This window comes from Massilia genomosp. 1, assembly GCF_011682185.1.
Classification (GTDB): Bacteria; Pseudomonadota; Gammaproteobacteria; order Burkholderiales; family Burkholderiaceae_D; genus Telluria_A; species Telluria_A rubra.
Window position 1 is genome coordinate 1 of sequence record NZ_WHJF01000278.1, and the last position, 1,463, is coordinate 1,463.

Genomic DNA, 1,463 nt, shown 5'->3' on the forward strand with positions numbered 1-1,463 from the left:
CAGCCGATGCCTGAAAAATCTGTTTACATTCAAGTACTTGCGATGGCACTTGTAACCTGGGCTGGTTTGAGGTTTACTCTCGCCTTTTAGGTGATGCGTTGGCAACAGGATCGCGCCGCTGGACAGAGCAAGAATTCGCGGGTCTCGACTTGGGAGACGGTCGCCTCGACAAGAGAGCGAAGATACTGATGGAACGACTTTCGGCAAACCCGACGGCCAGCATCCCGATGGCGTGCGAAAGCTGGAGTGAAACGTGCGCGGCCTACCGTTTCCTGGCCAACCCGGATGTCGAGTGGGAGGACATCATGGCGCCACACTGGGAGCAGACTCAGAAGCGGATGAACGCGTACCCCGTCGTGCTGTGTTTGCAGGACACGACCGAACTCGATTTCAATGGCCAGGAGGCAACCGGCCTTGGTCCATTGAACTACGAAGCGCGGCGCGGGATGTACGTGCACCCGACCTACGCGGTCACACCGGATCGCGAGCCGTTGGGAGTGCTCGACGCGTGGATGTGGGCGCGCGAAGAGCGCGACAAGGATGGCGTGCGGCACGGTCGGAAGGAAAGCACGCGCTGGATCGAAGGGTATGAACGTGTCGCCGAAATGGCGGCCGAGATGCCGGCGACGCGGCTGGTGTACGTGGCCGACCGCGAAGCCGATCTGCTGGCCATGATGGCGCGCGCGCAGGTGCTGGGGACGCCGGCCGACTGGCTGGTACGGGCCAAGCACAATCGCTGCCTGCCCGATGGTGATGGCGAGAAGCTGTGGGCGTACACGAGCGCTGGCGCCGCGCTTGGAGAGATCACCTTCACCATGCCGGGCAGAGACGATCAGAAAGCGCGCAAGGTGCGCCAGCAACTCTGGGCACGCGAGGTGAGCATTGCGAACGGCAAGGCCGGGACGGTATCGGCCACCTGTATCGTGGCACGCGAAATCGACGCGCCGAAGGGCGTCAAGCCCGTCGAATGGCGCCTGCTGACGAACCGGCCGGCTCTGGCGCTGGACGATGCCATCGAATTGATTGACTGGTATCGCGCACGCTGGGAAATCGAGATCTATTTCAATGTCCTCAAGAATGGCTGCAAGGTCGAGGCGCTCCAACTTTCGGCGATTGATCGCATCGAACGGGCACTCGCGCTGTTCATGATCGTCGCCTGGCGGGTGGCCTACCTGATGCGACTAGGCCGGACCTGCCCGGATCTCGATGCCGCTCTATTCTTCGACCCCGATGAAATTCGGGGCGCGTATCTGCTCTCGAAGAAGCCGCAGCCGACCGAACCGCCGCGCCTCAACGAGGTGCTACGATTGATCGCCCAGCTCGGCGGCTTCCTTGGACGCAAGAGCGACGGCGAACCCGGCGTAAAGACGATCTGGCAAGGATTGCAGCGCGTGATGGATGTGGCCACTGCATTACAGTCGATGCGCGAGGGGCACGGCTGAGTTGTGTATAACGATATGGCC

The 1,463-nt window shown here is 61.7% G+C and carries 1 protein-coding gene; it reads left to right on the forward strand.

Features of this window, described 5'->3' with window-relative positions; all coding sequences use genetic code 11:
- The first annotated feature begins 56 nt into the window (after positions 1-56).
- On the forward strand, positions 57-1,442 hold the full coding sequence (locus tag F1735_RS33540) for an IS4 family transposase (RefSeq protein ID WP_445081580.1): 1,386 nt from the start codon (positions 57-59) through the stop codon (positions 1,440-1,442).
- Positions 1,443-1,463: the final 21 nt, after the last annotated feature.